Source organism: Paraburkholderia aspalathi (genome assembly GCF_900116445.1).
Lineage (GTDB): Bacteria > Pseudomonadota > Gammaproteobacteria > Burkholderiales > Burkholderiaceae > Paraburkholderia > Paraburkholderia aspalathi.
The window spans coordinates 139,904-163,673 of sequence record NZ_FPBH01000003.1 but is presented as its reverse complement, the minus strand read 5'-3'; the positions used below and the strand labels follow the sequence as shown (position 1 = coordinate 163,673).

General features: G+C 65.6%; 7 protein-coding genes and 4 tRNA genes. 6 read left to right on the top strand and 5 right to left on the bottom strand.

The window, feature by feature from the left end; genetic code table 11:
• Window positions 1-29 precede the first annotated feature (29 nt).
• From BM438_RS05795 to BM438_RS05780, 4 genes are all read right to left on the bottom strand, one after another.
• Complete coding sequence (locus BM438_RS05795) at window positions 30-17,372, bottom strand: non-ribosomal peptide synthetase (RefSeq protein WP_093633367.1); 17,343 nt, start codon at window positions 17,370-17,372, stop codon at window positions 30-32.
• A gap of 152 nt (window positions 17,373-17,524) precedes the next feature.
• Window positions 17,525-18,973, bottom strand: a complete 1,449-nt coding sequence (locus tag BM438_RS05790) for a cupin domain-containing protein (RefSeq protein WP_093633366.1) — start codon at window positions 18,971-18,973, stop codon at window positions 17,525-17,527.
• An 84-nt stretch (window positions 18,974-19,057) separates the two neighbouring features.
• Complete coding sequence (locus tag BM438_RS05785; RefSeq protein WP_093633365.1) at window positions 19,058-19,810, bottom strand: thioesterase II family protein; 753 nt, start codon at window positions 19,808-19,810, stop codon at window positions 19,058-19,060.
• An 18-nt stretch (window positions 19,811-19,828) separates the two neighbouring features.
• Window positions 19,829-20,077, bottom strand: coding sequence for an MbtH family protein (locus BM438_RS05780; protein WP_093633364.1), 249 nt, complete (start codon window positions 20,075-20,077; stop codon window positions 19,829-19,831).
• A gap of 855 nt (window positions 20,078-20,932) precedes the next feature.
• Here BM438_RS05780 and BM438_RS05775 point away from each other — a divergent pair.
• The 5 genes from BM438_RS05775 to BM438_RS05755 all read left to right on the top strand — a co-directional run bounded on the left by BM438_RS05775 (window position 20,933) and on the right by BM438_RS05755 (window position 22,082).
• A tRNA-Glu gene (locus tag BM438_RS05775) sits at window positions 20,933-21,008 on the top strand.
• 82 nt (window positions 21,009-21,090) lie between these two features.
• Window positions 21,091-21,167 (top strand) — tRNA-Asp (locus BM438_RS05770).
• A gap of 61 nt (window positions 21,168-21,228) precedes the next feature.
• A tRNA-Glu gene (locus BM438_RS05765) sits at window positions 21,229-21,304 on the top strand.
• A gap of 83 nt (window positions 21,305-21,387) precedes the next feature.
• A tRNA-Asp gene (locus BM438_RS05760) sits at window positions 21,388-21,464 on the top strand.
• Window positions 21,465-21,617: 153 nt separating this feature from the next.
• Window positions 21,618-22,082: a GNAT family N-acetyltransferase gene (locus BM438_RS05755; protein WP_054041032.1), complete on the top strand. Its 465-nt coding sequence runs from the start codon at window positions 21,618-21,620 to the stop codon at window positions 22,080-22,082.
• Window positions 22,083-22,121: 39 nt separating this feature from the next.
• Here BM438_RS05755 and BM438_RS05750 read toward each other — a convergent pair whose 3' ends face one another.
• Window positions 22,122-22,991, bottom strand: coding sequence for an AraC family transcriptional regulator (locus tag BM438_RS05750; RefSeq protein ID WP_093633363.1), 870 nt, complete (start codon window positions 22,989-22,991; stop codon window positions 22,122-22,124).
• 229 nt (window positions 22,992-23,220) lie between these two features.
• Here BM438_RS05750 and rraA point away from each other — a divergent pair, with 229 nt between their 5' ends.
• A complete protein-coding gene (gene rraA, locus BM438_RS05745; RefSeq protein WP_093633362.1) occupies window positions 23,221-23,715 on the top strand; it encodes a ribonuclease E activity regulator RraA in 495 nt (164 codons plus the stop codon).
• Window positions 23,716-23,770: the final 55 nt, after the last annotated feature.

The following is a 23,770-nucleotide window of genomic DNA, read 5'->3' as shown; positions in this document are numbered from 1 at the left end:
TCGGGTCGGTGAGCCATGGCGTTACTCGGTTACTCGAGGTCTGCCAGCAGTTGGCTTAGGGTGGCGGCGCCGCTTTGCGCCGCGTCGGCTTGCGCGTCATCGGCGTCGAGGTAGTCGGCGAGCCCGCGAATCGTCGGGTGACGGAATAGCATGGCGAGCGGCACATTGCGCGCGACCATCTGGTTGATGCGCGCGGCGACCCGCACGCCGCTGATCGAATCGCCGCCGGCTTCAAAGAAGTTGACGGTGACGCTGGCGACGGGATGGCCGAGCACGGTCTGCCAGATATCGAGCAGGGCGGCTTCACGGGGCGAGCGCGGCGTGACCACGGGCGTGTCGTCGTCCTGCCATGCGGGTTCAGGCAATGCGCGACGGTCGAGCTTGCCGCTGGGCGTGAGCGGCAGCGCATCGAGCGTGACGATGGCCGAGGGCAGCATGTGCGCTGGCAGTGAACGGGCGAGCCGGGTTCCCAGCACACGGGTGTCCGCTGTGCCGGTGATGTAGCCGATCAGGCGCTGCTGCGCGCCTTCGCCCCTGATCGCCACGGCGGCGTTCTTCACGCCGTCGCAGGCACAGAGCGCGGCTTCGATCTCGCCGGGCTCGATCCGGTAGCCGCGCAGCTTGACCTGCTGGTCGAGACGGCCAAGCGGTTCGGGCCGGCCATCGTCGCGCAGCCGGCAGAGGTCGCCGGTGCGGTAGAGGCGGGTACCGGGCGCGCCGTCGGGATCGGGCACGAAGCGCTCGGCGGTGAGAGCCGGGCGGCGCAGATAGCCGCGCGCGAGATTGCGGCCGCCGATGCACAGTTCGCCGAGTCCGCCGTCGGGCACGGCGAGGCCGTGCGAGTCGATCACGCGCAGCACGGTGTCGGGCAAGGGATCGCCGTGAGTGATGGGCTGAGCGGTGAAGACCTGGGCGCCGGCGGAATAGATGGTGGTCTCGGTCGGGCCGTACAGATTCCACAAGGCCACGCCGCGGGCGATCAGCGCGGCGGCGAGATCGGGGTGCAGCGGTTCGCCGCCGCTCAGGCCGAGCAGCGGGCGGTGCGGCACGGACAGATCGGCGCGCCAGCCGGCTTCGAGCAGCATGCGCCAGCCGCTGGGGGTAGCCTGGAAGACGGTGGCGCGGCTCGCTTCGAGGCGAGCGGCGAGCGCGATGCCGTCCCGGGCGGTCTGCGAGGAGACGAGCTCGAGCGGCACGCCGCGCACGAGCGGCAGACAGAATTCGAGCAGGGAGATGTCGAACACGGGTGCCGATTCGCTGAGCCAGAGATCGTCATCGCGCAGGCCGGGGCGCAGATCGACACTGGCGAGGAGGCGGTCGAGCGCGCCGTGGGTGACGCCGACGCCTTTGGGCCTGCCGGTGGAGCCTGAGGTGTAGATGACGTAGGCGAGCTGGTCGGGGTGGAGGGCGGGTAGTGTGTGGGTGCGGTGACCGGAGTGGGAAGCGTGCCGCACGGCGGCGAGCTCGACCACCTGACGCCCGGCAAACAGCGCGGGGCTGTGCTGATCGGTAACCGTAGCGGCATCGGCGAGCACATGCAGCACCTGCGCATCCTCGAGCATCGCGGCGATGCGCTCGGGCGGATAGGACGGATCGACGGGCAGATAGGCCGCGCCGGCCTGCCACACGCCGAGCATGGCGGCGAGCAGCGCAGGGCCACGGGCGACGCAGACGGCGACGCAGGTGTCGCGCTGCACGCCGTCGCGCAGCAGCCGCTGGGCGATGGCCGAAGCCCGGTCAAGCAGCTCACGATACGTGAGGCTTTCCTGCTCACCGGTAAGGGCAACGGCATCAGGTCGCCGCGCACCGGTCTGCGCAATACGCTGGCTCACTGGCACAAACGTATAACGCGCAAGCGGCACCGCCTCGCGCTTCGGCGAACTCACTGTCAGCGAGCGCAAGCGACGCGGTGCGGCATCCGCCTCAGCCTCGGCACACGTCGCCAACTGATCGAGCAACTCGACATACCCCAGCGACAACCGTTCGACGCCAGGCTGGTCGAGCCGCAAGCCGTCCCATTCCCATTCGAGCTTGAGCGCGGGTTGCGGCACGACCATCAGCGTCAGCGGATAGTGCGTGCGACCGATCGACTGCACGGCGCTCACGCGCAAGCCGTCGCCCGTATCGTTATCGCCGGCTATATTCAGCGCGTCGAGCGCGGCATCGAGCGGATAGTTTTCGAACACGAACAGGCTGTCGAACAGCGCATCACCGCTGCGCCCGACCCAGCGCTGCAATTGCGCGAGCGGCGTGTGTTCATGGCGGCGCATCTCGACCGACTGCGTCTGCATGCGACGCAACCAGCCGCCGACGTCCTCGGCCCCAGGCACGCTCGCCCACACCGGCAAGCTGTTGATGAACAGCCCCAGCATCTGTTCGGCGCCGTCGAGCGATTCGGGCCGCCCAGACACGGTCGTGCCGAACGCCACCTGTTCGCGATTGCCGTGTCGCGCGAGCAGCAGCGCCCACGCGCTCTGCATCAGCGTATTGAGCGTGATGCCAAAGGTGCTGGCGGCCGCGCGCAGACGCGCGTCGCGTGCCGCACCCAGTTCGCGATCCAAACGATAGGCGCCAGGCTGAGGGACGGCGGGTCCCGCGACGGAGGTCGTCAGCGTCGCCGGGTCTTCGCAAGCCGCTGCGGCTGCGGACCACCACGCGCGGGCGTCCGGTTGTGCCGCAAGCCATTCGACGTAAGCGCGATACGGCGTAGCGCGTTGCACCGGCTCGGCGCGCGAGTTATTCAGCGACACTTCCGGTGCACCCGACGCATCCGACCCACGATACCCCTCGCCAATTTCCGCGAGCAAACGCGCGGCGCTCCAGCCATCGATCAGCGCATGGTGAGTGGTCCAGATGAGATCGTGAGCGCCATCGGGCCGTGCGAACAGATCGACGCGCATCAGCGGCGCGCGCGCCAGATCGAAGCCGCGCGCGAGGTCGTCGTGCATCCACGCGGCGAGTCGCGTTTCGTATGCCGCAGCGGTTTCTGCTCCCGCGCCGTACACACCGAACGGCAATTCGACAGCCCGCTCGACGACTTGCCATGCATCGTCGTCGCGCCATTCAAAACGCGTGCGCAGAATATCGTGCCGCGCAACCGCGCGGTGCCAGACAGCCTGCAAGCGCGTAATGTCGAGCGAGCCGGCCAGCGTCAGCCGCCGCTGCGTGACGTACATGCCGCCGCTTCCACCGTTGCCGTTCCTGCTATCGGGCTGGGCCAGGCTGTGGAACAGCAGACCCTGCTGCATTGCCGTGGCCGGATAGGCATCCTGAACCTGCAGCGGATCGAAGCCGAGCGCGGCAAGCGCGTGCGCATCGAGCGGTACGACCGCTGCCGTCGACGGTCCGTCGACGCCGGCCGGACCCACTTGCACGACGGCGCAGAGGGCGCGCACGGTCGGCCGGGCAAACAGCTCGCGCGAGGTGAATACAAGACCAGCACGGCGCGCCTGAGCGACGACCTGGAACGCGCTGATCGAATCGCCGCCGGCCATGAAGAAGTTGTCGTCGATACCGAGCGCCGCTTGACATAGCACTTGCCGCCAGACATCGAGCAGCGCATGTTGCAAGGGCGTTTCAGGCGCTGCACTAGCGTCCGCCGACCGGTGCTCTACCGGCTCGGGCAGCGCCGTGCGGTCGATCTTGCCGTTGCGTGTCAACGGCAGCGCGTCGAGTAGACAGATGACTGCGGGCACCAACGCTGCCGGCAAGCGGGCGGCGAGCGCATCGCGCAATTGCTCCGCATCAAGCCTGTTGCCGACCGCGTAGCCGATCAGGCGCATCCGTTGCTGCGAATCCGCACGGCCGATCACCACGGCGTCGCGCACACCGGGCAGCGCGCGCAATTGCGCGGCCACTTCGGCGGGTTCGACGCGATAGCCGCGAATTTTCAGTTGATCGTCGACGCGGCCGAGGAATTCAAGCTGACCGTCGTCGAGCCGGCGCGCCTGATCGCCGGTGCGATAGACGCGTGCGCCGGGCACGAACGGATCGGGCACGAATCGACCGGCGGTGAGCGCCGCTTGCTGCCGATAGCCGCGCGCCAGCGCGACACCGCCCGCGTGGATTTCGCCACGAGCGCCCGGCAGGGCGGGATGACCGTCGGGGTCGAGCAGATAGACGCGCGCGTGATCCAGTGGGCGGCCAAGCGGCAATCCGTCATCGGCGCCGCGTTCGGACGTCATGATGCCGACGGTCGACTCGGTCGGTCCATAGTGGCCAAGAATGGCGCACTCGGGTTGCAGCAGCGAGACACGCTCGAGCAGTGCACGGGAGCTGGCTTCTCCACCCAGCAGCAACGCGCGCTTCGGCAATACCGCGTGCGCATCCGCCGCATGAAGCAGGCCTTCGAGATGGCTTGGCGCGATCTTGAGCAGATCGGCCGGATGCGTGCGGCACCAATCGGCGTACGCGTCGGCATCGAAGGCACGCCGATCGTCGATCAACTGCAGGGTCCAGCCCGACCACAGCGCCGCCATCAAGGTCGAGTGGCCGAGATCGGCGGCCGGTGTCGACAGATACGCGGCGCTGCGAATGCCATCGGGCAGACGGGCGAGTAGCGCCTCGGTGTACGCGGCAAGCGAGCGGTGCGAGACCAGCACGCCCTTCGGCGAGCCGGTCGAGCCGGACGTGTAGATCAGGTAGGCAGCGAGATCGGCAGGCAGGGCGGCCGGTGTCGGCAATGTGGCCGATGCGGCGCCCGGCATGGATTCGCATTCGGGCGTGCATGCCACCAGCGCCACGTTGTCCGGACGCCAGTCGGCATCTGCATCTGCGATCAGGCAATGCGCCTCGGCATCGCGGATTTGCCAACCGAGCCGTTCGCCTGGCGCGGCCGGATCGAACGGCGCATAGACGCCGCCCGCGCGCCACACGGCGAGCATTGCAACGATCAATTCCGCGCGGCGCGGCAAGACGACGGCCACGGTTGTTTCGGTACGCACACCGGCTGCGGCGAGGCGCGCGGCGAGGGCGCCGGACAGACGCCAGAGCGTCGCCCAGTCGAGGGTGCGGGTTTCATCATGCAATGCGATTGCGGTGGGTTGGCTGTGCGCATGCTGGGCGATGCGCTTGAGCAGGCCGCCTTGCCATGCTGCCGACGCCGCGGTTTCTGGCGTCGACCGCGCCGACGTGATGTCTTTCGCGCTCCCGGTGATTTGCGCGTCGCTGGGCAGATGCAGTGCGCCGAGCGCGCGCGCGGCATTGGCCGTGAACATCGCGAGCGCCTGCTGCAATTGCGCGAGCAGACGCCGCACGGTCGCGCCGTCGAAGCGCTGCGATTGCGCGGCGAGCGTCAGCGTCAATTCATCGCCCGGTACCGCGATCAGGCTCAGCGGGAAATGATTGCGGCCATCGTGCGCATGACCGTCCGCGCCGGTGGCGAGCCGCTCGATCGCGAGACCATGCACGAGCGGCGTGCGCAGCGATGCATCGAGCGGATAGTTCTCGAATACGAAGATGCTCTCGAACAGGGGTTCGCCCGCGGCGCCGGTGATCTCGCGCTGCAATTGCGCGAGCGGCGTCTGCGCGAGTTCCTGCAACGCGAGATTGCGCGATTGCAGTGCCGCCAGCCAGGCGTGCACGGTCATCGCCGGCGGCAATTCAACCGACAGCGGCAAGGTATTGATGAACAGGCCCACCGTGTCGCCGGCGCCCGGCCAGCCGTCACCGCGGCCCGACACGGTGACGCCGAACGAGACTTCGCGCCGGTTCGCGTGACGCGACAGCAGCCAGGCCCACGCGCCCTGGATCAGCGTGTTCAACGTGACACCGGCAGCGCGGGCGAATTGTTCGGCCTGCGCCGTTAGTGCTTGCGGCAGCCGCACGGTGTGTTCGAGCGGCTGTCCGTGGTCGGCGCTGTCGGGCAGGCTAGCGTCTGCGTGTGAAGCGTGTGGAATGTGCGGAGCGTGTGATGAGGCCGCCAGCGGCAGCGGCGTGCGCGACCAGTCCGCGAGCAGCGGACGCCATTGCGCCAGCGCGTCGCCGTCGCGATTCTGCTGCTCGAGCCAGCGCACGTAGTGGCTGAATGCTGGCGCGGCGTTTGGCGTGGGTATCGAGGAGGTGCGGCTCAGTGCGGCGTCGTATGCTTGCAGCACGTCGCGCAGCACGAGCCCGATGCTCCAGCCGTCGAGTTGCGCGTGATGGAAGCGCCACACGAACCAGCGGCATTGCGTGCCGCGCTCGATCAACAGCAACTGCGCGTGCGAAGTCTGCGCAAAATCGAAACCGCGTGCCTGCACCTCGCGCCATTGGGTCGCCAGGGCGTCGCGCGCGTCGCCTTCGCTCAGATGGCGCCAGTCGAGCGAGCGCACGTCGACGGCGGCATGCTTGCGCACCAGTTGCACGGGAGCGTCGAGGCCGTCCCAACGGAAGTCGGTACGTAGCGCGGGATGCCGGTCTATCGCACTTTGCCATGCAGAGACGAACGCGTCGGCTGCGAACGGCCCGTTCAGTTCGAACACGCGTTGCAAATAGTAGGGGTCGCGCGCCGAACGTTGAGCGAGCGATATCAGGCCTTGTTGCAGTGGCGTTGCGATGCACAGGTCTTGCAGCGCCGCGCGTTGAGTCTCGGTCAATTGCAGTGCGTCGCTCAATGCGGCATCGAGTGTTTCGTCAGGCGGCGGGTTCGTGGGCGTAGCGGCAGGATTTGGCGCGTTTGCGGCCGCTTGCTCGACAGGCGTGGCGACTCGCGCCAACTGCTCGATGGTCGGGTGCTGAAACACCTGCTTCGGCGTCAGCGCGAGGCCTGCGTTCAAGGCGGCGCCGACCATCCGTAGACTAACGATCGAATCGCCGCCCGCCGCGAAGAAATCCGTCGTGACACCGAGTGCGGCGGACGGCAGCAGCGCGCGCCAGATCGTCAGCAACTGCGCTTCGAGCGCGTTGCGCGGCGCGATCAGCGTGGCGGTATCGGCGGCGGGCGCGGGCAGGCTACGCCGATCGAGCTTACCGCTCGACGTGAGCGGCAACGCGTCGAGTACGACCCACGCGGACGGAATCAGCGCTGCCGGCAGACGCTCGGCCAGCGCGCTACGCCATTGCGTGTGATCGGCCACGTGACCGTCTGCACAGACTACATATGCAACGAGATGAGGCGCGTCGCCGTCGTGACGCAGGACCACGGCTGCGTCGCGTACCTCGTCCAGCGTGCGCAGCGCGGCTTCAATTTCGGCCGGCTCGATCCGGTGTCCGCGCAGCTTCAATTGCTGATCGAGGCGGCCGAGATAATCGAGACCGCCGTCGTCGCGGCGCCGGCACAGGTCGCCGCTGCGATAGAGCCGCGCGCCGGGCGCGCCGAACGGGTCGGGCACGAAGCTCGCGGCGGTCAAGGCCGCGCGGCCGAGATAACCGCGCGCGAGGTTGTCGCCGCCGATGCACAACTCCCCCACCGCACCGGGCGGCGTCGGCAAGCCGTCTGGATCGAGTACGCGCAACGCGGTATCGTGCAGCGCCTCACCCAGTGTGATGGGTGCGGCGCTTGTGACCGGCGCCATGCTCGACCAGATCGTCGTCTCGGTCGGGCCATACATATTGGAGAGCGTCATACCGCGTTCGAGCAGCGCGGCCGCCAGATCGGCCGGCAGCGCTTCGCCGCCGCATAGCGCCTGCAGTGGGCCGCGCAAGACGAGGCCGGCGCGCGCTTCACTGTCGAGTAGCATGCGCCAGCCCGCTGGCGTCGCCTGCATGACGGTGGCGCCGCTTTGCTGCATGAGCCGCAGCAGACGGGCGCCATCGAGCACCGTGTCGCGCGAGGCCAGTTCGACGCGCGCGCCGCGCGTGAGCGGCAGATGCAACTCCAGTCCGGCAATGTCGAACGATAGCGTGGTCACGCTGAGCCAGACGTCGCTGTCGTCGAAATCGAGGTGCGCGGCGACGCTCGCGAGCAGGCGGTCGAGACTCGCGTGCGTCACGCACACGCCCTTCGGTTCGCCGGTCGAGCCGGATGTGTAGATCACATAGGCGGCCTGCTGCGGTTCGACCGGCTGCGGCCAGCCCTGCGACGCTTCGTTGTGCACGTCGCTGACGCGCACCAGCGTGCGGCCGGCGAGGCAATCGGCGAGTCGGGTTGCGCTGGCGTCGTCGGTGACGACGAGATCGATGCCGGCATCGTCGAGGATGCGGCGCAGACGGTGCGGCGGATGATGCGGGTCGAGCGGCACATAGGCGGCGCCCGTTTTGGTGATGCCGTACAAACCGGCGACCAGCGCGTTCGAACGTTCGACACACAAGCCGATCCGTTGCTCCGCGCGCGCGCCGAGCGACTTGAGGCGGCGGCCGATGCGGTTCGACCAGGCATCGAGTGCGGCATAGCTCAGCGCGTCGCCTTCGCAACCGAGGGCCGGTGCCGCCGGTTTGCGCGCGGCCTGCGCGGCGAGGCGTGCGCCGATCGGCTGGAAACGATGGCCGGCGACGCGGCGCAGCACCTCACGCGACGCCTCGGCGGCCACGTTGCCGCGCGGCATGATGTTGCCGACTGCCGGGTCGTCGGCGTCGCTCAGCGCGGCGAGCACGTCACGCCAGTCGTCGGCGAGCCGGGACAGTAGCGGCATTGTGATCCGCGCGCCATCGGCGAGCCAGACGACGCGGCCTTGCGCGTCGTTCGAAACCAGCATGGTCAGCGGATAGTGAGTGCGTTCGGTCGATTCGACCCGGCTTACGCTCAGACTGCCGAAGCGGCCACGTAACGCGGCGTCGACCGGATAGTTTTCGAACACGAGCAGGCTGTCGAACAGCGCGTCGCCGCTTTTGCCGCTCCAGTGCTGCAGATCGGCCAGCGACGTATGCTCGGCCTGGTGGCGCTCCGCCTGCGCGGTGTGCAGCGTGGACAACCACGTCGATACGCGTTGCGCGGCCGGGACTTCGATCCATACGGGCAAGCTGTTGATGAAGAGGCCGACCATCCGGCCGGCGCCTTGCAACTGCGTGGGACGTCCCGCGACAGTACTTCCGAATGCAACGTGGCGGCGATTGCCGCGCCGCGCGAGCACGAGTGCCCAGGCAGCCTGCACCAGCGTATTGACGGTAACGCGATGGCGCTGCGCCGCTTCGCGCACCCGCGCGACGAGTGCCTCGCCCAGTTGCTGCGTGAGCGTCAGCGACGCGCCGTGTTCGCGCGTTGCGCCGGCGGCCAGCGGCTGATGTTGCAGCAAGGTGGCCGGTTCGGGATGGCGGGCGAGTTGCGCCAGCCACCAGTCGCGTGGCGGCGTCTGGGCGGACAGCCATTCCACGTAGCGGCGGTACGGCAAGACTTCGGGCTGCGGTAACGGCTGCCCGGCGACGCGCGCGACGTAGTCGTCGGCGATCTCGCCCAGCAGTTGCGCGCTGCTCCAGCCATCGAGCAACGCGTGATGAATCGTGCGGACCAGATCGTGACAGCCGTCCGGACGCGTGAAAAGCGCAAGACGCAGGAGTGGTGCGTGGGCCGGATCGAATCCGCGTTGACGGTCGGCGTCGCACCAGACTTGCAGGTCGCGCTCATACTGTGCCGGGTCGCAGTCGGACCAGTCGTATTCGACGAACGGCAACGCGGCGCTGCGCTGCACGAGTTGCAACGGATCGGCGCCGGCGGGCACGACGAAACGCGTGCGCAGAATATCGTGCCGCGCGAGCGCGGCGGCCCATGCCTCGCGCAGCGCGTCGCGATCGAGCGGACCTGCGAGGGTCAGCCGCAACTGATTGACGTAGAGGCCGTGGCCGTCGTCCATCAGCGCGTGGAATAACAGGCCCTTTTGCAAGGGTGTGGCCGGGTAGATATCCTGGACGTTCGCGGCGTCGAGCCGCAGTGCGTCGAGCGCGGGCTGATCGAGTCGCGCGAGCGGGAAGTCGGCGGTATCGAGCGGGACGTCGCCCTTCATGCTGCGCGCAGCGAGCGCGGCGAGTTGCGCCTCGAAATCGGTTGCGAGCGCTTGAGCGACATCCGGCGAGATCTGCGCCGGGTCGTAGCGCAGGGTGGCTGTCAAGCGGCCATTCGACACCCACGCATTGATATCGAGCGCGTACTCGAGCGGCGTGTGGTCGGCGATCGCGGCGCCGAGCGGCTCGTCGAGCGCGAACGAGAGCACGCCCGCGAGTGCGCCGGTTTGCGGCAGGCTCTGATCGAAGCGGCCGAGATAGTTGAAGCTGATCTGCGGCCTGGCGATCGCTTCGGCGAAACGTTCGCGCATGTGGTGCCAGTTTACGCCGCGTGACGGAATGGCGCGCAAGGTGCGGGTCGCCGCGACGAGTGGGTCGCTTCGCAGATCGAACCATGCCGGATAGCGCGTGGTGAACCAGCCGACCGTGCGGCTCGTGTCGTGCGCGGCGCTACGGCTTTCATACGTGCTTGTCTGCACGTCCTGCGGATCGCTGCTGTGAAATTCGCGGCCATGGCCTTCTAGCGACAGCAAGGCGCCGTCTGCGCCGCTCCATTGACCGAGCGATGCGCTCAGCGCGGCGAGCAGCAGTGTTTCGGTTGTGGTGCGTGCGGCGAAGGGCGCGTCGCGCAGCAGCGTAGAGGTGAGCTCCGCGGACAACTGCAGTGTGTGCGTTGCGCTATCGCGAACCCGGCGCTGCTCATCCGCCTGCTTTGCCTGCCAGGCTGGCGAACCACTGACAAGCGCTGCTTTTTTGTCATCCGGCAGTGCGGTTTCACGCAAGCACTGCGCTGCCAGCATGCGTTGCCATGACGCGTATTCCGCGTCGAGCGCCGCCGCTTCGGGCGCGCTCTGCTGCAACGCGACCCATGCGCTCCAGGGCAAGCCGCCCGACAACGTAACCGGCTGCTGCTGGGCAAGCTGTTCGTAGGCCAACTGGAACGATTCGAGCAGCACGCGCCACGACATGCCATCGACAGCCAGATGATGGATCGTCAGCAACAGACGGCCTTCGCCGCGCAGTCTGACGTACGCCGCTTTGATCAGGCGTCCGGCTTCGATATCGAGGCTTTGCTGCAACGGCGTGCCGATCGCGAGCAGACGCTCGGGCCATTGCGGGGACTCGGTGCCTCCGTCGACATCGATCACGTCGAGCAACGCGCCGGCGTCCGGCACTGAAGCGGATGCTTGCACCTGTTGCTGCCAGCCGTGAGCGTCACGGAAGAATTTGAGGCGCAGCGCATCGTGCGCGACGACGACCGCGTGCAGCGCCTGGGCGACTAAGGCCGCATCGAGTTCGCCTTGCACGCGCAATGCGACCGTCTGATTCCAGTGCGACTCACCGTGCGGAAAGCGCTCGAAGAACCAGGCCTGAATCGGCGTGAGCGGCAGGGGTACGTGCCGCTCGGCCGGCAGTGCGAGCGCGCTCGCGCTGCCCGATTCGGCGCTGGGTGGCAACTGGGCGAGTCGCGCGATGACCGGCTGTGCGTAGAACTGTTTAAGGTTGAAATGCAGGCCGCGCTGCGCGGCCCGCGCAACCACCTGCAGGCTCAGGATCGAGTCGCCGCCGATGGCGAAGAAATTGTCGTCGATACCGATGGCGTCCGTGCCCAACACGGCGCGCCAGATCGCCAGCAATTCGGCTTCCTGCTGGTTGCGTGGCGCACGAGCGGCAAGCTCGCCTTCACCATGCCCGCTGGACTCCTTCGGGTCGGGCAAGGCGCTCCGGTCGACCTTGCCGTTCAGCATCAGCGGCAGCGTCGCGAGTTGCATCAACACGGCCGGCACCATGTGGGCCGGCAGGCGTGCTTCGAGCGTATCGCGCAACGCGCCCAAATTGAGTGAGTCGGCGCCGGCCACATAGCCGATCAAACGCAGATGGCCATCCTTGCTGCGCGCTTCGACGGCGGCATCGCGCACGCCTTCGCATTGCCGCAGCATGGCTTCAATCTCGCCGGGCTCGATGCGAAAACCCCGTAGCTTGATCTGCCGGTCGATCCGGCCAAGGAAATCGAAGCCGCCGTCGGCGCGGCGGCGGCACAGGTCGCCACTGCGGTAGCAGCGTGAACCGGGCACGCCGTGCGGGTCCGGCACGAAGCGCTCGGCCGTCAGGGCGGCCTGGCCGATGTAGCCGCGCGCGAGCGTGGTGCCGCCGATGCACAGTTCGCCCACGGCACCGACCGGCACGGCATTGCCATCGGCGTCGACCACCTGCGCGCTGCGCGACGGGAATGGCACGCCGATCTGCACGATGGGTTGTTCGACGTCGGCCGGGCCGGTACGGCGGTAGAGGCAGGCGACCGTCGTTTCGGTCGGGCCGTACAGATTGTCGACGTGAATCCCGCGTAGCGGGCCGGCGTTCCAACGCGCCAGCGCGTCACCCGGCAGCGCCTCGCCGCCGACGGTGATCTGCCGCAATGCACTCAGGCTCTCGCGAGCGGGCGGCGTTTGCAGCCACTGCTGCCAATAGGCGGTCGGCATGCGCGCGAAGGTGACGCGCGAGTCGATCAGGCGCTGGCTCAAGGTGGCAAGGTCCCACGCCTGCGGACCGCGCATGACGACGCGGCCCCCCCGCATCAGTGCGGGCAGCATCTCATGCAAGGCGACGTCGAAGTTGATCGTGGACGATTGCAGTTGGCAATCGTGTTCGGTAATGGCGTAGGTGGCGATAAAGTCGGCGAGATGCCGCGCCAGGGCGCCATGGCTGATGGCGACGCCTTTCGGCATGCCGGTCGAACCGGAGGTGTAGATGACGTAGGCAAGCTGTTCCGGATGCGAGGTCGCGAAATGACGTACTGGCTGAGACAGATCGAGAATCGGTGCCGCATCGATGTCGAGTGTCGCGCAGGCGCTGAAGACGTCGGCGAGTCCGCCAAGACAGGCGCTGTCGCCGACGACCATGCGTACCCGTGCATCGTCGAGCATGTGGCGAAGGCGTTCGGCCGGATAGACCGGATCGAGCGGCACGAACGCCGCGCCGGCCTTCCAGATGCTGAGCAGGGCGGCGATCAGGGCGGGCGAGCGTTCGACGCACAGGCCCACGCACGCGTCGGCGCCGATGCCGGCTTCCAGCAGGCGCTGCGCGAGTTGGTCCGACCAGCGGTCGAGCGCGCCGTAGCTCAGTTGCTGCGCGTCGCATTCGAGCGCGATCCGTTGCGGATGAGTGTTGGCCGCGTGGGCGAACTGGACGGTGACCGGCAAAGGCACGGCTTCGGCCGTTTCAGCCGTTCCGGCGGCCAGCGTATGCTGCGAATCGGCATGCGTGGCGGCCGGCTGGTGCAAGACGAAATCGCGTACGTCGAGGCTCGCGCCTTCGACCGCCTGCGCGACGATGGCGAGATACGCATCGGCCAGTTGCTCGACGGTTTCGCCGTCGAACAGATCGACCGGAAAGTCGAATGCGATCTGCACGCCGTTATCGTCGCGCGCGAGATTCAGCGCGAGATCGAACGGGGTCGCCTCGGCGCCGTGCTCGAAGCGCTGCAATTGCAGCGTCGTCGAATGCAGGGCGTCGCGCCAGTCGACCTGGTCGAAGTTGAACACGGTCTGGAACAGCGGCGTTTGCCCCCGTTCGCGATGCGGTTGCAAAGCTGCGACCACGCGATGGAACGGCACGTCCTGATTCGCTTGCGCGTCGAGCAGGGCGTCGCGCGTACGGCGCAACAGAGCGTCGAACGACAGTGCGCCCGCGAGCGCAACGCGCACCACGATCGTATTGACGAAGTAGCCGATCGTGCTTTCGGTGGCGGCGTCGCGTCGGCTATTCAGCGGCACGCCGATGCGGATATCGGTCTGCCCGCCGTAGCGATAGAGCAGCGCGGCGAAGGCGGCCATCAGCGTCATCGGCAGCGTGACGCCGTGGTTGCGTGCAAGGTGGCCGGCGCGCGCGATGCATTCGGCCGGCAGGCGCCGCGTGACGCGAGCACCGGCCGACGCGCGTGTCGCGTCGCGACGGGCACCCGACAGAATGATTTCCGCGCGTGTGTCGCCGAGTTGCGCGCGCCAATAGGCGAGTTGTTCGTCACTGCGCGTGGCGCTCAGGACACGGCGTGCGTGCTCGATGCTGGCGAAATACGTGGAAGTCTGGGCGCCGGGGGACGCCTCGCGTCCTTCGTAGCACTGAAACAGCGACTCGACGACCAGCTTGAACGACCACGCGTCGGCGACGATGTGATGCATTGTCAGTTGCAGCACGTGCTCGTCCGGGCCCACACGCACGAGCGTGGCGCGCAGCAACGCGTCCTCGCGAAGATCGAAGGGCGCGTGCGCAACCGCGATCAGATGATCCTGGAGATGCGCCTCGCGGCTCGCGGCATCGAACGACGTGACGTCGGCGACGTGCCAGTCGAAGCGCGGCGCGGCGCTGCAAACCTGATGCGGCACGCCGTCGTGTTCGTCGAAGCGCACCCGCAGCGCGTCGTGACTCGCGCAGACTTGCGCGAGGGCGTCGTGCAGCCGCGCTGCGTCGAGTGCGCCGCGCGCACGCACGGCACCGGACACGTGATACGCGGTGCTCGCCGGATCGAGCTTCCACTCGAAGTAGAGACCTTCCTGGGCCGGCGACAGTGGGAACGTCGCGCCGGTCGCGACGACGCCGGCATGCGTGCCGGTGGCGTCGGTCTGCACAAGCGTTGCGGCCGAGGCGCTCGCGTTTTGCTGTGCCAGCCAACTGGCTTGCAGCGCAACTGTACGTGCCTCGAAAACGAGTCGCACGGGGGGGACCACGCCGAATGTCTCGCCGATCCGCGCGGTCAGTCGTGCGGCTTTCAGCGAGTCGCCGCCGAGATCGAAGAAGTCGTCGTCGATGCCGACCCGTGCGTGCCCGAATACGGCCTCCCATACCCCGGCCAGACTGTGCTCCAGCGCTGACGCCGGTGCGCGATAGGGCGCGCGTGCCAGCGTGGCGCCCACATCCCCGGCACGCCGATAGACGGCAACCGTGGGCAGCGAGCGTTCGCGCCAGCCGGCGGCGCAGGCGCTGCGGCGCAGTTTGCCACTCGAGGTGCGCGGCAGCTTGCCGGGCGCAAGCAACAGAATCACGCTAGCCGGTTCGCCGTGGGTTTCGGCAATCGCCCGATTGATCTGTGCAAAGAGTTCGGTGGGATCGGCCTTTGCGACGGCATGTGAAACTTCGGCGGCGATGCCGATGCCTTCAGTGCCATTCTCTGTTGCCGCGAACGCGATGATCCGGCCTTTGCGAACGCGTTCGACCCGCTTCGCGAGCATCGCCTCGACATCCTGCGGATAAGTGTTTTGTCCACGGACGATGATCAGATCCTTGACGCGGCCGGTGACGAACAATTCGCCGTCCAGCACGCAACCGAGGTCGCCGGTACGCAGCCAGCGTTCAGCCGGCGCGTCGCCTGTCACGAACGTTTCGGCGCTCGCTTGCGGATTTTGCCAATAGCCGGTTGCGACGCTCGGCCCGCTGACCCAGATTTCGCCGATCCGACCATCATCAAGCACTGCATGCGATCCGGACTCGACGACGCGCACGCTATGCGCTTGAGGAACCCGCCCGCAACTCACTAGCACGACGCCTTCGCCCGTCGTGTTGAGCGCACCCTCGCTGAGCGCTTGCGGCGCGACGTGGCGCACGGTCATCCCCTTGCCGGGCTCGGCACCGCTCACGAGCAGGGTGGCTTCGGCGAGACCGTAGCAGGGGAAGAGCGCGTTGGCGTCGAAACCTTGTGCGGCGAAATGGCCGGCGAACTGGCTGAGCGTCTCGGCCCGAATCGGCTCTGCCCCGCAGAAGGCGACGCGCCAACTGTCGAGTGCGATCCCTTCGAGTTGTGCGGCGCGTACGCGATCGGCGCACAACTGGAACGCAAAATTCGGCCCGCCGCTGACCGTGCCGCGATACGCGGCAATCGCCTTCAACCAGCGGATCGGTGCTTCGAGAAAATGCTGCGGCGTCATCAGGACGAGCGGAAAGCCACCGAACAGCGGCGCGATAAGGCCGCCGATCAGACCCATGTCATGAAACAGCGGCAGCCAGCTGACCATCGTATCGGCGGGCGTGAAGGCCATGGCGGCGCTGATCGCGCGTTCGTTCGCGACGAGGTTCGCGTGGCTGACCATGACGCCTTTCGCGGTGCTGGTCGAACCCGAGGTGTATTGCAGAAAGGCGATCGTCGTACCGTCGATGTCAATGGGTGCGTTCGACGTTGCGGCGTTGCTGCGCATCGGGTCGTCGACCGGCAGCGTGAGCGGTGTGACGGCTTCGCTGCCAGGCTGCGCGTACTCGTCGGCGAGCGCGTGAACGGCGTCCGCGTGCGCCAGGTCGGTGAGCAGCAGACGTGGCTGGGCGTCGTCGAGAATCGCCAGCAGCCGTTCGAATTGCTGCGCCTGGGTGGGCTCGGGCGGATACACCGGTACGGCCGCAATGCCGGCATGCAGACAGGCGAGAAACGCGACCGGGTAGTCGAGTCCCGACGGCAGCAGCAACATGGCCCGGTCGCCTGGCGCGGCGTGGCTACGCAATGTGGCGGCGAGTTCACGGGCGCGGGTGTCGAGTTCGCGATAGGTCAGCGTGCGCTCGTCGCGTTCGCCGTCGGCGAGAAAGCGGATGGCGATCTGCCCAGGTTGCCGTTCGAGGTGCCCGGCGAGCGCGTCGAGCAAGGTCGCTGGCGGCTTCGCTACCGCCGAATGTGCGCTCGTTAAGGTCGATGCGGGCGGCGCCGCCTGCGTCCCGCCGTGCTGGTTCGATTCGATCGCGGCTTGCATCAAGCCAGGATTGCGCCGCAGGAACGGGCACGCGCCGAAGTTCGGTGTTTCGTCGTCGGGCAGAAAATATTGCTTCCACTCGCGATTGTCCGTGTCGCCGAAATAGCCGAGATCGGCGTGCGGTGGCACTTCGTCCCAGATGTTCAGGCGGCGGCGCACTTCGGAGCGCGCCTGTGTGCTGATTGCCCGGTTCGTGACCTTATCGACGAACACGGCGCGCGGCTGGAACAGCAGCACCATGCCGGGCCCGAGATTGCGGCTGTGACGCGCGCCGAACGACGGGCACGCGCACACGACAAAAGTCTCCAGACCGGCGAAGGAAAACTCCCAATCCGGATGCGACGGGTCGAGTTGCTGCCCCACCTTGGGATCGGGGTCGCGGTCGTGGAGATATTGCAGCGTGTGCCAGAACGCGTCGTGATAGGCCTCGTGCGAAAGCGGCTGTGTGTCGGGCTCGAAAAAGATTGCGATGTTGTTCTTTTCGTACTGCGGCAGCGTGGCGAGTTCGGCAAAGGCCGCCATGGTGTCCGGCAGTGACGAGATGTCCTTGCCGTCGACCCACGAGTAGAACATTTCGCCGCGCTTTTCCGCCTGGGTGCCGAAGAAGCATGGATAACCCGGGTCCATCACGTCGGCGCGCAGGCGCTCGTACGACGCAGGCAACCAGTCGGGTAACGCACGATCGAACGTGCTTGCGCCCACTCGGCGCCCCAGGATGATGCGGGAGCACCAGTCGGATACGTCAATCGTGTCGCTTTCGAGATTCGGGCGAACAGGGTCCTTTTCAGGCTGCATCAGGTGCTCCAGATGTGCGTGTGCTAACGCCGGCTTGCGATGTGCGAGCCGGACGGCTTGATCCGGGGGGACAGGCGGCTCTGTGATCGAGCCTTGAGCGAACGGCGTGGGCGGGATTCAGGCGCGGCCCGAGTCCCGCCGGCCGATGTGCGTCAGGTGGTTGCCGTTGTGACGGCGGCGCTGCCCGCGGTCGATGGATCGGTGAGTTCGGCGATCCACTCGTCCGGAATGATCGGCTGGTGATACGTGCACGAATCGGACTCGACGGTCGAGCCGTGCAGACGCCCGTCGGGAATCAGCACCATGTCGCCGGGACGCATCGAAAGCTTCATGCCGAGGTTGCCCCAGAACAGCATGTCGCCGCTTTCGATCACGACCAGCCGATGTTCGTTGTGCACGTGAGTGGTCGAGCAGAGTTCATGAGGTTCGATGAACGTGTCGCGGTCGATGTCCGGAAAATCGATCTCGATCTTGTCGTAGATCCGGCGTGCGTACTCGCAATACGTTTCAATCGACGATAGCCAGTCCAGTTGTTCGCCGAGGTCCCAGCGTGCGCGCTGCGCCAGCAATTGCGCGCCGGCCACGCCCTGCGCGAACTGGTGCAATGCCTGCTCGCCGTGCCGCGCGATAAGCGTGTCGATCGTGCGTTCGAAGCGTGTTTGCAGGTCCGCGCGCAACGTCTCGACACTAGCGCCTGCGGCGGCGCCGGGCGCGATGTGGGCACAGGCTTTGAGCAGCGCGCCGCCAAAGGCGAGATGCTCGGCCTCGGCAACGAACGCCGCGCCGGCGAGCGCGAATGCGCGGTCCGGCCGCGAGCCGAGTGCGTAGAGCAGATTGCAGCGAGCCAGCGTGGTCGGCAGATAGAATTGCCAGTACGAATGGGTCTGGCGCGTGACGCCGCACATGCCGGCAATGCGCGTGAAGGTTGCGTCGTCCGGCAGCTGGCTCGATAGACTCGGGCGAAGTTCGGGATCGAGCCAGTCGAAATAGTTGGAGCCGGCAGCCCGTGCCAGCGCGGTACGGCGCGACGGCAGCGTCGCCCAGCGCTGAATGACGATGAAGCGCAAGCCTTCTTCGAGGAAGTCGCGCTGCAGCAGTCTGTCGAAGCGTGTGCTCCAGAACTGCAGTTCGTCATTCAGGGTTGCGGTGAGACGTGTGCTGAGCGTTGCGCGGGTTTCGCCGGGTTGCGCCTGATCGCCCAGATAGTCGAATGCGTACGCTTCCAGGTAAGGGCGGATCTGCGCGCCGATGATGCGCTGTTTGTCGGCGTAAAACGAAGCACAACGCTGTTGCTGGTCGTGACTGCGGCCCGGTGCGCGGGCGATGTCGAGCTCGTTTAGCGTCAACAGCGTGCGGTTCGTGGCGAGCGACGGCAACCGGCTGACGTTGTCGGCGCGTACGGGTTTCTGGTACTGGAGAAAGTTGAAGTCTTCCGGCCGCAGCGGTCGCCGGTAGAAATCGTCGTCCAGCACCAGTTCATCCACCGATGCGCTGCGGAATGGATCGCACGCTGCGAATTCGCGTAACAGCGACAGAAAAGTTTCACGCTGCGGATGCTGCGCGGCGAAATCGAACAGGGCGGGGAAGACGGTTGGGTTCATGGGAAAGCGACTCCATTGCATTGAACAGGGCGGCTATGAGCGCAGCGAGCAGGTAACGCGCTGCGCGTACCGCTGACGGCCGCGTTAGCCGATAGATTGCAGGTCTGCGTGCGTCTGCTCCAACGTGGCATGCCGCAACGAAACAGCGATCGCGTCGATCAGTTCGGCGCGATGACTGTCGATAAAAAAATGGCCGCCGTCGAAAATCGAGCGATCGAAGGCGCCGCGGCTCTCGTCGCGCCACGCATCGAGCTTGAGCGCATCTTGCGTGACGTCGTCGCGACTGCCGCCGAATGCGTGGATCGGACAATCAAGCGGATTCCGTGTGCCGGGGCGCGGCGCGCGCCACGTGCCATACAGATGAAAATCGTTGCGCACTACCGGCACGATCAGTTCGACAAACTCACGATCCGCCAGCAACTCCGCCGAGGTCTGACCGAACGCCTTCAATTCGTCGAGCACATCCTGCTCCGGGCACACCAGCCAATCCGTTCTAGCCACGTGATGCGCCGGCGCGGGACAGCCGGACACGCCGAGCCAGCAAGGCTCGACACCGGTCCGCTGACACAGCGCGTGAGCTAACTCGAATGCGAGCAGCGCGCCGAGGCTGTGTCCGAACAATGCGAAAGGGCGATCGGGCTGTGAGCGCACGTCGGCGACCAGTCGGTCGATCAGACGCCCCCAATCCGGCAACAACGCCTCGTCGAGACGCACGCCGCGGCCAGGTAAATGCAATGGCGCGATCCGTAGCCACGACGGTGCCGCTTGTGGCCATTCCCGATAGACGGCCGCCGCCCCGCCCGCATACGGCAGGCAAAACAATGTGATCGGCTGCATGGAAGGTGCGTTAGTGCGTTAGTGCGTCGCTGCGCCGACGGGGGCTGCACTCGCGGTTTCAGCCGGAGCGTCCATCGCCTGGCGCAGGCTGAGCGGGCGCATGTCGACCCACACTTCGTCGATATATGCGAGGCATTCGGCTTTGGTGCCCTGCTTGCCCGCGGTGTTCCAGCCAGCTGGCAAGTTTTTGTAAGTAGGCCAAATTGAATATTGTTCTTCGTGATTCACGACTACGTCATAAACGGTATTTTCGTCGCCCCAGCTCATATTTTCCTCGTTAGTAATCCAAATTACCTATGCCAAAGGAATAGGTTTTTAGAGTGGTTGAATTGCATGCGTGAAAGGGTTCGCGAACCGCTAGCATTGCGAATTCTTTCGGCGGTATCTCTAATTTCTTGCGTGGATACGCGGGCTTGAAGATTGATAAGCAGAATAGGGCAACGTAGGAAGTCCGTCAAGGAATGAGAATGATTCTCATCTTCATTTCGGGGTTATTGATCGATTGCCTCGCGCGACAAGAGCTTCCGGAGCGGACGACGATGGAATCTGTACCGCGACCCGGCATCACGGATGCAGTACAACCCGGCGAAGGTCGGCATGGCGGCCTCTCTCAATCTTGATATGGTTGTGTTCGCGTCTCGGCGATCTTCTGTTGATAGAGCGGCTTTTGCACTTGGCACACATGGGCTAGGTGCTTCGGGTGCATAGGCATCCGAAGGCCGTCTGGACGTCGGATAGGGCGGTGAAAGAAAATTCTTGCGCGGTGAAAAGGTAGCTGCGTATAATTGCGTTCTTCGCTGCTGTGACTTCCGGGACAAGTTGCAAGAGGGTGTTTCAGAGCGAGATGTTGTTGGAAAGCGTCAAATCGTAGATCATGTACCCCAAGTCGTACCCGATGGGGCTCGTGATTCACGAGAGCCTTTGGTGGCGCAGGTCTGCAGGGAATTTTTCGATCCCGCTTACCCCATCAGAGCAGAGTGAAGTCGTTCCGAAGTCTGGAGCTTGTAGCAAAAAAGACTTCACAAACAGCTGTAATGTAGTTAGAATATCGGTCTTTGCTGCTGACGAAAACGAAGTTAGCGTGAATTAGCAGCAAGATAAAGACAAATCTGAAAAGATTATGTCCCCTTCGTCTAGAGGCCTAGGACATCACCCTTTCACGGTGAGTACAGGGGTTCGAATCCCCTAGGGGACGCCAAACATCAGCGTCGCTTGGTAGTAGTAAAGCAGCGCAGCTTGCAGAGAAAAAACCAACGCTCGCAAGTCATGATAGGCAAACTGGAGTGGTAGTTCAGTTGGTTAGAATACCGGCCTGTCACGCCGGGGGTCGCGGGTTCGAGTCCCGTCCACTCCGCCAGACAAAGCCCGTTCATACAAACCTGAACGGGCTTTTTCATTAAAGGTGTAAGCAGTACGTTGTCCCCTTCGTCTAGAGGCCTAGGACATCACCCTTTCACGGTGAGTACAGGGGTTCGAATCCCCTAGGGGACGCCAGCAACATAGGCGTCGCTCGGTTAGCAGTATGAGCGGTGCAAGTGGTAAATGAGCCAAGCTCATTTGCCACGGTGCAAAAATCTGGAGCGGTAGTTCAGTTGGTTAGAATACCGGCCTGTCACGCCGGGGGTCGCGGGTTCGAGTCCCGTCCGCTCCGCCAGATTTTAAGAAGCCCACTTCGAGAGAAGTGGGCTTTTTTTATTTCCGCAGCCGGTTCGCCTGGGTATCGTCCGGGTATGCTCGGGACAAACAGCCATTGCCAGCGCGCGTGGCCTGTTTTACCGTTGACCCGACTCATCTTCGTCGTTCCACCATGTTCGATCCAACCGAAGCTCCGTCACCGTTTCATCTGCGCCCGGCCAGCATGGACGATTTCGAGTTCGCCGAAGCGCTGACCCGCAATAACATGGGCGGCTACTATCGTCGGCACCATCTGGTGTGGCGTGGCGATCTGTTTCTCGGCAGTTGGCGCGAGTCGGAGAATTTCATTCTCGAAGTGGACGGTACGCCGATCGGTGTGCTGCGCATCACCCAGGAAGGCGATTCGCTGCATATCCGCGACGTGCAGATTGCCGAAGGGCATCGGCGCCTCGGCGCCGGCACGTATCTGCTCGATATGTCGCATCAATGGGCGCGCGAGCGCGGGCTGCGCGAGTTGCAGTTGCGCGTGTTCGTCGACAATCCTGCCGCGCGGCTGTACCAGCGCAAGGGGTACAAGCTGGCGGGGCCGCGTCTGGCGCAACTCGGGGCGATCCGTCATCTGGCGCGGCGCGTTTGACGCACTGCGGCGAGTGGCTGGCGGTTACGCTTTACGCCGTCACTTTTGCGCGGTCTCTTCGTCCGCCTCGCTATCGCCGCGATCTCCACTCTCTACACGATGTTCAGCGCCACGCTCGATGAACGCTCGTGGGCTTTCGCCGAATGCTCGCCGGAACATGGCCGAGAACGCACTCTGACTCTGATAGCCAAGCTCTTGCGCCACATGTGAAAGCGGCCGCCCCTGGCTCAACAGCGGAATCGCGCGCGCGAGAATGGCCTGCTGACGCCATTGCGAAAAGCTCACGCCCAACTCCTGACGAAACAGCCGCGCAATCGTGCGCGTACTCGCTCCCACGCTCGATGCCCATTGTTCGAGCGATTCGCCATGCGTCGGGTCTGCGATCACGGCCTCGCACAACGCGCGCAAACGCTTTTCGTTCGGCATCGGCACGGATAGCGGCAGCGGCTCCGAACGCGTCAGTTCATCGAGTGCAAGGGCGCCTAGCAATTGTTCGCGCGTCGCCGAGATGCCTGGTGTGTCGAGCGCGGCGATGACTTCGCGTAGCAGATCCGATACTTCGACCACGCGCGGCGTATCCAGTCCGGCCGGAACCGTGCTTTCGGTGATGTAGAGCGTGCGCAGAAATGCATCTTCGACTGCGACCACTTCGTGCGTCACGTGCGGCGGCACCCAGATCGCCCGGGATGGCGGCACCATCCACGTCGTGCCGGTCGTCGCAACCCGCAGCACGCCGCGTGATGCATAGGCCACTTGGGCCCATGCATGCGTGTGTCGCGCGATACGCCAGCCCGAAGGCATCAGCCGCGAGCGCACGCGGATCGGGTGCGTTTGCGTCGGCTGGAATTCGGGCGGGATGTCGGCGAAGTGGACCTGGCTCGACAGGGCTGAGTCAGTGGACGAATTCATCTTGAAGATCGATCCAATGGATGGAACGCAAAAACGCAGTGGATGTATGCGCGCAACCCGCAAGCAGGGAGCGCTCACGCATAGAGCCATCAAGCGCGGACCTGAGCGCGCGGGCTAAGCAAGACCCAAAGGCCCAGACCCAAAACCACCGCGAGCCTCTCATTGTAGGTGTTACGTCGGAGTCAACGTTGCATAATGTCCCGATTGCACGGATCCCGAGGAGAAGGTCATGAGTTTTGCAACCGCCGACTTGTGCGACGCACACGAGGACCAACTGGCGCTGGGCACACTGCGTGTGCTCGAACCGGTCTTTCATCTCTTCAGCCGTGCCGAGTGTTTCAGCGGCGAGGCGGTCACGCTGAAGGTGTTCGAAGACAACGCGCTCGTGCGCGCCACGCTCGAGGAGAAGGGCGCCGGCCGGGTGCTGGTCGTCGACGGTGGTGGCAGTCTGCGTTGCGCCCTCGTGGGCGGCAACCTCGCGCAAATCGCCGAACAGAATGGCTGGGCGGGCATCGTGCTGAACGGCTGCGTGCGAGACGCGCTTGAGCTCAATGAAGTCAATGTCGGCGTCGCGGCGCTGACGACCTGCCCACGGCGTGGCAAGAAGCTCGGCACAGGCGAGCGCGACGTGCCGGTGCAATTGCCGGGCGCGCTGGTACGTCCGGGCGAATGGATCTATGTGGATATCGACGGCGTGCTGGTGGCGAGCGCGCCGCTGAACTGAACCCTAGGCAACAGCCGGGGGCAAGCCGAACTCATCATCAAGGAGAACAAACGAC